Annotated in this window: 6 protein-coding genes and 1 pseudogene; 4 read left to right on the forward strand and 3 right to left on the reverse strand. The window is 32.3% G+C overall.

What is annotated here, in order from left to right:
* Window positions 1-106: 106 nt before the first annotated feature.
* Together CWS01_RS21835 and CWS01_RS21840 are read right to left on the reverse strand one after the other, a co-directional pair.
* A complete protein-coding gene (locus CWS01_RS21835; protein WP_101179656.1) occupies window positions 107-1,828 on the reverse strand; it encodes a sensor histidine kinase in 1,722 nt (573 codons plus the stop codon).
* Between the two features lies 1 nt (window position 1,829).
* Window positions 1,830-3,386 (reverse strand): response regulator transcription factor, encoded by a 1,557-nt coding sequence (locus CWS01_RS21840; protein WP_168714444.1) that lies wholly within the window; start codon window positions 3,384-3,386, stop codon window positions 1,830-1,832.
* 220 nt (window positions 3,387-3,606) lie between these two features.
* Here CWS01_RS21840 and CWS01_RS21845 point away from each other — a divergent pair, with 220 nt between their 5' ends.
* From CWS01_RS21845 to CWS01_RS21860, 4 genes are all read left to right on the forward strand, one after another.
* A complete protein-coding gene (locus CWS01_RS21845; protein WP_101179660.1) occupies window positions 3,607-5,283 on the forward strand; it encodes a type 2 periplasmic-binding domain-containing protein in 1,677 nt (558 codons plus the stop codon).
* A gap of 159 nt (window positions 5,284-5,442) precedes the next feature.
* Window positions 5,443-6,297, forward strand: a complete 855-nt coding sequence (locus CWS01_RS21850) for an ABC transporter permease (protein ID WP_205161168.1) — start codon at window positions 5,443-5,445, stop codon at window positions 6,295-6,297.
* 13 nt (window positions 6,298-6,310) lie between these two features.
* Window positions 6,311-7,204: a carbohydrate ABC transporter permease gene (locus CWS01_RS21855; protein ID WP_101179664.1), complete on the forward strand. Its 894-nt coding sequence runs from the start codon at window positions 6,311-6,313 to the stop codon at window positions 7,202-7,204.
* Window positions 7,205-7,339: 135 nt separating this feature from the next.
* Window positions 7,340-7,963, forward strand: coding sequence for a YesL family protein (locus tag CWS01_RS21860; RefSeq protein ID WP_101179666.1), 624 nt, complete (start codon window positions 7,340-7,342; stop codon window positions 7,961-7,963).
* Window positions 7,964-8,049: 86 nt separating this feature from the next.
* Here the strand turns inward: CWS01_RS21860 and CWS01_RS21865 are convergent.
* Window positions 8,050-8,456: pseudogene (locus CWS01_RS21865) on the reverse strand (L-lactate dehydrogenase); the annotation flags it as partial.

Genomic DNA, 8,456 nt, shown 5'->3' on the forward strand with positions numbered 1-8,456 from the left:
TTAGAATATAGAGCTAAAGCCGTTTAAAGGTCTTTTATTATTTCCACTGTCTACTTGACAGGGAGCAGTTCACTTATGCAAATTTCAGGCTTTTTTATTTTATAAATTAGTAGAGCAAATTTCCTTGTTTTTTCGGAATAATAAGAGTAACAGTGGTTCCTTCCATCCATTTGCTCTTATAAAACAAACCATATTTTTCTCCATAATTTAGTTGGATACGATGATGCACATTTTGAATCCCGTAGCCTTTTGTTTTAGTAATGAGAATAGTTTCTAATGTTTCTGGGCTGATTCCACATCCATTATCAGCTATCGTAAAGATCAGGTTATCATTTGATTGCTTTCCTGATATAGTAAGGATGCCTTTTCCAGGCGTTTCTTTATGATCAATGCCATGGTTAATTGCGTTTTCTACTAATGGCTGCAAAAGAAGATTAATCATTGTGTAATTTAAAATTTGGTCATCAATCTCAAAATGAACATCGAAAGAATTGGAATGCATCATACGCTGAATTTGAATATATGAAGTGGTATTTTCTAATTCGTCTTTTACTGAAATGATATTTTTCCCTTTGTTTAATGTGGTGCGATAATATGTTGAAAGCAATTGAGCCATCTTACTAATATCCTCTTGTTCTGTCATAATGGCCTTACTATTAATAAGAGAAAGGCTGTTATAGAAAAAATGGGGATTTATTTGTGCTTGCAATGCTTTCATTTCATATTCTTGTTGAGCAATTTTACTGTTATAAACTTCATCAATCATCGTTTGTAATTTATGGACCATATTTCCAAATTTTCTTATTAAATGGCCAATTTCATCAGTAGATGTATTAGTGACAGTGACAGACAAATCTCCTTTTTCGATCTGTTCCATATTTTTTGCTAGTTTTTCTAAAGGTCGGACTACTATTATAGAAAGAAAGTAAATGGACAAAAATAAAAATAAAATACATAAAAAAATCACAAGTATAACCGTCACTGTAATTTGGGAAGTAGATGCAGAAACAGTGCCTAATGGACGATATAAATAGGCTGTCCAATTATAGGAAGAAAGTGCAGATTTTTTATATACATAATCTTGATCTAAGGATCCATCTTTATATTTTTTTAATAATTCATCTGAAGAAAGTTCATATGAATTATTTTTTTTTGAAAAATTTTCAAAAGAATAAACAGGCTGATTATTTTCATCAAGTATGATTATGCCATATGTGTCCTCAAATAAACTCGCCATCGAATTAAAAACATGTTTATAATCTATGTCCAAATAAACAATATTCTTATTATAACGATCGAAAATTTGGCAGACTACTTTAAGTGTCCGATCAGAATCTGAAGCAACTAATTTGGGAGATGTGGTATTTAAAACACTAGGATACCAACTAGTATGTTCTATATCTGATAAAGGACGCAAAATATCACCATGATAATATATCGTTTTATTGTTGCTATATATCGTGATTGTATTAATGTCATTTTGCAAATTGCGTGCAGTCAAAATTAAAGGATCTAATATATCTCGATACATCAAGTACATTTCGTACGAGTTGGCATAGTCAGAAGTTACTCCTCTTTTAACATCTTCATCCCAAGTAATTTGATTGATTATATTAAAATAAGTATTTACTTTATAATCCAAACTTAAAATTGCTTGATTTAAAGATTCTTCCAATACTTCATTTTCGCGATTTATCAATAAATTTTGGATTTGATAATAACAAAAATAACCCAATGCAACGACAGGCAATAGACTTGCTAATAAACAAATAATGAGTATTTTACTTCTGAATTTTAAGTTCTTAAACCAGGTTTTAAGTTTGACCATACTAATAGTTCTCTTTCTTTTTTTCTCCGTGCATTTGACGGAATTTCTCTGGACTTGTGCCGAAATTTTCTCGAAAGCTTCTGCAGAAGTACGAAAAATTTTGGTAGCCTACTTCTTTACATATATCATTAATTTTCATATTTGTATTATGAAGAAGCTTTTTTGCCTTCTCCATTCTGAAGTTTTTTATATACTTATTGAGCCCGCATCCAGTTTCTTGAATAAACACCTCACTTAAATAGCGTGGAGATAAGTATGCTTTTTCAGCAAGTATATTTAAACTTAAATCCTCTCCGTAGTGTTCGGTTATATACTGCTGAACAATATGGATAACATGTTTTGGGGACTGTTCTTTTTTCTCTAACTTTTTTATCACTTTTTCTTGAATTGTTAATAAAATATTTTCAATTTCTGAGAAGTATTTACAAGAATAGATTGCACTCATTTTTTCGTTAACAGTTTTCTCGTCATATTCTTTTAAAACTTGACAAAGCAACTGCAAAAGTCTTGAAAATAAATAACGAACATAAATATGAGAAAACTCCTTTTTTTGATAATATTTTTGAAATAAAATATTTATGTTTTGTTTCAAACTAAATGTATCAACATATTGAATTGCCTCCTGGATAGCATGTAAAAGGTGTTCATCGTGTTCTAACCATTCTGTTTCTTGTGTGATAGAGGTATCAATTGGATAAATATAGGTCTCAGAATAGAAAAAGCGATCTTCTAGATACTCTTCCAATTTTTCATATATTATCGGTATCTCACTAGAAGTGGAAAGCTCTTTACTAACAGACATATAGCATTGAATTCCGTATTCAGAATAAATTTTTGTTTGGATTTTACTTGCAATTTGCATAGGTGGTTCTAAGTAGTTGGCGTCATTTTTCAGCAATATCAAGATTTGAAATGGATTTAAATCAATAAAATCGCAAGTGCTAGGGATAATCTTCTTAATCTGTTCGTAAAAGAAAAGAGTATCCTCTTCTTTAGAAAGAGTATCGAAGAACGGTTCTTCAAACTGGATTAGAATTAATCGATAATATTCATTCAAAAAATCAAAGTCTATGAAAGGGTATTCATTTTTTAGTATATCTAATGGCGTCTTGTTTATTAGACGGTATAGAATATGGGTTTTAAGGAATGAAGTATTCGCTTTTTTTTGAACTTTTTCATTCTCTAAAGTTTTAATATTTTGTATGACTGAGAGAATAGTATCTTGAAATTCTTGAGGTTTTACAGGCTTTAAGATATAATCGACCGCTCGTAAAGATAGCGCTTTTTTGATAAAGTCAAAATCATCATGACCACTGAAGAAAATAATTTGGATATCGGGATTAATTATTCTTGCCTTTGCTGCAAGCTGTATTCCATCAATAAAGGGCATTTTGACATCGGTAAATAGAATATCTACAGACTGATTTCTTAATTGAGAGATTGCCTCTTTCCCATTGGCGGCTTCTGTTATATCAAGTTCAAAATTGAATTTATTTAGAAGAAAACGGATGACATTTCGTTCATCTTTTTCATCATCTACAATCAGAATGCGGTGCATATTTTTCCCTCCTATATAATTCATGATGATTATATCATCTTAGATTTGCAGATTACAATACAGGCAGAAATTTCCGGAAAAAAGTACATGAAAACGGTTTATTTAATATATCAAAGGAACTAGCAATCAATTAAACTATACTTAAGCTTAAATAACGGCCATTATTTAGGAGCAGAAAGGTTAGCAGTTTGTTGAGATAAACTTACTTGGGGGGAAACGAATGAAGTATAGATCACTATTAAAACGTATGGGTATTGCTTTGATGGCCTCTACGTTGACAATCTCTTTAGCAGCTTGTGTGGAGTCTTCGTCATCAGAAGATTCTTCAACAAAGGATGGAGCAACAATCATTAAAATGGGGCGCGTCACAGCAGCAAATCCGAAACTGCCTGAAGGAGATACATATGAGGATAATGCATACACACGTCTTGTGAAGGATAAATTAAATGTAAAAATTGTAGATCAATTTGAAGCTGAAGGGGAAGACTATAATAGGCAGGTTGCACTTGCAATTGCATCAGGGGAATTGCCAGATATGATGCGTGTTGATTCCAAGGAAGAATTAAAAGAATTAGTTGAAAATGATTTAATTGCAGATTTAACTGAAGTTTACGATAAAAATGCAAGCGATTACATCAAGGGTATTTATGATACTTATGATGGAAGAAACCTAGCGGATGCTACATTTGATGGACATCTAATGGCAATTCCAGCAACAATAGGAAATTCTGCTCCAAATATGGTTTGGATCAGAAAAGATTGGATGGACAAACTTGGGATAAAACTAGACAGTGATGGAGACAGTCAAATCACTTTAGAAGAGTTAGAAAAAACGGCAAAAACCTTTGTAGAAAAAGACCCTGGAAATTCTGGAAATCCAGTAGGAATTCCATTTGCTACTTGGTTAAATGCTAGTGATTATGGCGGATCTGGACTTACTATGTCATCCATAGCAGCAGTTTTTAATGCACATCCTAAATTTTGGCTGGATAATGGCAATGGAGATATTATGTATGGTTCCACCACTGATAGTACAAAAAAAGCACTTGGTGTAATGGCAGATTGGTTTAATAAGGGAATTATTGATCCACAGTTTGGAACTAGAACTTGGGATGATATAATGGCTCTTCTTACTAAAGGGCAAACAGGAATTGTTACTGGACCTTGGCATATTCCTGACTGGGGGCTATCTACTGTCAAAGGAATGGATAAAAATGCAGAGTTCGCAGCCTACTCTATAAAAGGTGAAAATGGAAAGGTTAACGTTGTTCATAATAATCCAACAGGACAGTTTATTGTGGTTAGAAAAGATTATGAGCACCCTGGGCTGGCCATAAAAATCTTAAATTTATTTTATGATGAGATTATCAATACAAAAGATTTAAAAACAGAGTATCCGGAAATTTCGAAATATAATGAACTTGCAGTAGATGGTTCAACTAGACCGTTTAATATTGAAGTATACAACGCTAATAATGTTTTAGAGGAATACTCTTATATTAAATCTGCAGTAGATGGCAAAACTTCTATCGATGATATACCGAAAGCTGGTCTAAAAATAGATGCAGAAAGTGTAAAAGCTTATAAAGAAGATCCTGCAAATACTGATACTTCTTCCTGGTCCAAATATCATTCTAGAATGCTTGGCATGGGAATGATTAATACATTATCAGAAAAGGATGCATTTAATTGGACGACTCCTGTATTTTTTGGCACGACAAAAACAATGGAGAAAAAATGGGCCAATCTTGGGAAATTAGAAGAAGAGTCTTTTATAAAAATAGTAACGGGCAATAAGCCGCTAGATTATTTTGATACCTATGTTTCTAATTGGAAAAAACAAGGTGGGGATGAAATCATCTCAGAAATTAAAGAAGAACTAGAAAAAGGGCAGTAATTAATAACCGTAAGAGCTGCTATGCAGCTCTTATTAGTTAAGGAGGAAAATATGGAAAAACTCCAAGGTGAAATAACCGAAAATTTTAAAAAAACAGAATTTAATACTAAAAAGGAAAAAGTGAAGAAATGGACGAAGGAACAAGCTTTTTATCATGGAATGTTGTTGCCTGGAATGATATTTCTAATTTTATTTAGCTTTGTTCCTATGTTTGGAATCATTATGGCATTTCAAGATTATATACCAGCCAAAGGTATTTTAGGTTCTGAATTTGTAGGATTAGATCATTTTAAATATATGTTTTCTTTGCCTGATATCGGAAAGTTGTTTCGAAATACGATAGTGATTGCACTAGGCAAAATTATTTTAGGATCTTTATTGGCAATCGTATTTGCTATTCTTTTAAATGAAATCCGCCTTAAATTCTTAAAAAAATCGATTCAAACAGTGGTGTATTTGCCGCATTTTCTTTCATGGGTTGTATTAGCAACCGTCGTTTTAAATATGTTTAACCTAGACGGGATAGTCAATCAGATTTTAGCCTTTTTGGGATTAGAAAAACTGAACTTTCTTGGCAGCAACAAACTTTTTCAACCATTAATCATTGGAACGGATGTTTGGAAAGAATTTGGGTATAATTCGATTGTTTATTTAGCAGCCATAACAGCAGTCGATCCAGGCTTGCATGAAGCTGCCAGCATTGATGGAGCTAATTGGTGGAAGAGGATTTGGCACATTACACTTCCAGGAATGCTCCCAATTATTCTTTTGCTGGCAGTATTAAGTCTCCCAAACATACTTAATGCAGGTTTTGATCAAGTCTATAATTTATATACACCAATGGTTTATGAGACAGGTGATATCCTTGATACTTATGTGTATAGAATTGGATTAATTGGCCGTGAATATAGTTTTGGGACAGCAGTTGGTTTATTTAAATCGGTAATAGGCATTATTTTAATAGTATCAGCGAATAATGCAGCTAAGAGATTTACGGACCGAAAATTATTCTAGGGGGTAGGGAATTTTGATAGAAAGTAAAAGCTTTTCAGCACGATTTGGAAAAATCTCTATATATGTAATCGTGATTTTTTTGGCGCTAACCTGTCTGCTGCCTTTGTGGAATATTGTTGCGATCTCTTTTAGCGGAAGTGAGGCAGTTGCGGCAAATAAAGTAGGTCTTGCGCCAGTTAGTTTTACAACAGAAGCATATAAGATGATTATGGAAGATGCCCAATTTTGGCGGTCTTTTGGAATTTCTATTCAGCGTGTTGTTCTTTCTCTTATTATTAATATGATTTTGATTGTTACAATGGCATATCCTTTATCTAAATCGAAAAGAGAGTTCAAAGGCAGAAGTATTTATATGAATCTTATCATATTTGCGATGTTATTTAATGGAGGGATGATTCCAACATACTTGATTGTTAAAAATCTAGATCTTTTAAATACAATTTGGTCTCTAGTATTGCCGGGGGCAGTACAAATATTTAGTATAATTCTGGTTATGAATTTTTTTATTGGTGTGCCAAAATCTTTAGAAGAAGCAGCAATAATGGATGGAGCTAATCCATTGCAAGTTTTGCTGAAAGTATATATTCCGATATCCATGCCAGCTTTAGCGACGGTTGCTTTATTTAGTATTGTAGGAAATTGGAATGACTTCTTTTCTGGATTAATATATATGACAAAAGTCAGCAATTATCCTTTAATGACCTATATACAGTCCTTAACAATCAGTATTGAAGATATGTTAAAAGCAGGATCAAGTGCCAGTTCCTTAGCAAATGCGGGTGAAGTATCAAATAGAAATCTGAATGCTGCAAAAATAGTCATCTCTTGTGTTCCTTTATTGGTGATATATCCACTGCTGCAAAAATACTTTATCACTGGCATTGTAGTGGGATCAGTAAAAGAATAAAAAATTTAGAGAAGCACTGTAGAATTCGCTTTATATAGAGACATTCACTGCCTTAAAAGAATGCTTAAGTGAATGATATAGTGCCAGTTTTTTTATCAGGAGGCATATTATAAGTAGAAGAGAGGTACTCTATGAATGAACCATATCTTTGAATGGAATGGACCTTTATACCGATTTTTATTAAAAATTTGCGAATTAATGCTTTTGAATTGTCTGTTTCTATTATTTTGTTTACCTATTATTACAATAGGTGCGTCAACTACTGCCCTTTATGCGATAACACTAAAAATGGTTAGAAATGAAGAGGTAAACTTATTGGCAGGCTTTATTCAGGCAGTCAAAAAAAATTTTAAGCAAAGTACCGCTATATGGATTTTCTTAGTAATTATGGGGTCCATATTATATATAGATTATTCTTTTCTGAAACAATATGCAGGACCATTCTCTTTGCTGGTACATATAAGTTTATTCTTTTTTTCATTAGTTTATCTTATTACTATTTTATTTGTTTTTCCGTATATTTCTAGATTTAAAAATTCAGTAAAAGAGTCAATTGGCAATACATTAAAAATGGCAGCTGCAAATCCTATTAAAATAATGCCGATTTTAATTATTTCATTATTCCCAGTGGTTTTAATGCTGATATCCCCATATTTATTTGTTTTTTGTTTATATCTAAGTGTTTTTTTAGGTTTTTCTTTTATTGCATACTTGAATTCCTTTTTTATTCGCAATATTTATGAAAGATATGAAAGTTAAAAAGGAAAAATATGAACTTTTCTGTGATATAAAAACAAGTCCAACATGAATATCCCATGCTGGACTTGTTTTGCTGATTAATTTAATTAAAGTACAGGAGCCATTGTCTCTTTTAATACTTTTACAGAATGGTCGAATTTTTTTTGTTCTTCTTTATTAAGGTCAAGTTCAACTATTTCACGAATGCCATCACGATTGATGACAGCGGGCACTCCTACATATACATCACTTTGGCCATATTGTCCGTCAAGATAAGCAGATACTGGCAAAATAGAATTTTCATTATTTAAGATTGCTTTTGTAATACGCACTAGAGACATTCCGATACCATAATAAGTTGCGCCTTTTCTTTCAATAATATGATAAGCAGCATCACGAACATTTACAAAAATTTCATCTAAGTCTTTTTGATTGTATGCTGGATTTTTGCTTACTAAAGACTCTACACTTTCTAACCCAATCATTGCTTTGCTCCATACAGGAAGTTCTGTGT

Origin of the sequence: Niallia nealsonii, from assembly GCF_002835805.1 — a bacterium.
Classification (GTDB): Bacteria; Bacillota; Bacilli; order Bacillales; family Cytobacillaceae; genus Niallia; species Niallia nealsonii.

What these genes read in the sequence shown, in the direction of transcription:
- CWS01_RS21835 (WP_101179656.1), bottom strand. Translation starts at nt 1,828, where the DNA reads ATGGTCAAACTTAAAACCTGGTTTAAGAACTTAAAATTCAGAAGTAAA.
- CWS01_RS21840 (WP_168714444.1), bottom strand. Translation starts at nt 3,386, where the DNA reads ATGCACCGCATTCTGATTGTAGATGATGAAAAAGATGAACGAAATGTC.
- CWS01_RS21845 (WP_101179660.1), top strand. Translation starts at nt 3,607, where the DNA reads ATGAAGTATAGATCACTATTAAAACGTATGGGTATTGCTTTGATGGCC.
- CWS01_RS21850 (WP_205161168.1), top strand. Translation starts at nt 5,443, where the DNA reads ATGTTGTTGCCTGGAATGATATTTCTAATTTTATTTAGCTTTGTTCCT.
- CWS01_RS21860 (WP_101179666.1), top strand. Translation starts at nt 7,340, where the DNA reads ATGAACCATATCTTTGAATGGAATGGACCTTTATACCGATTTTTATTA.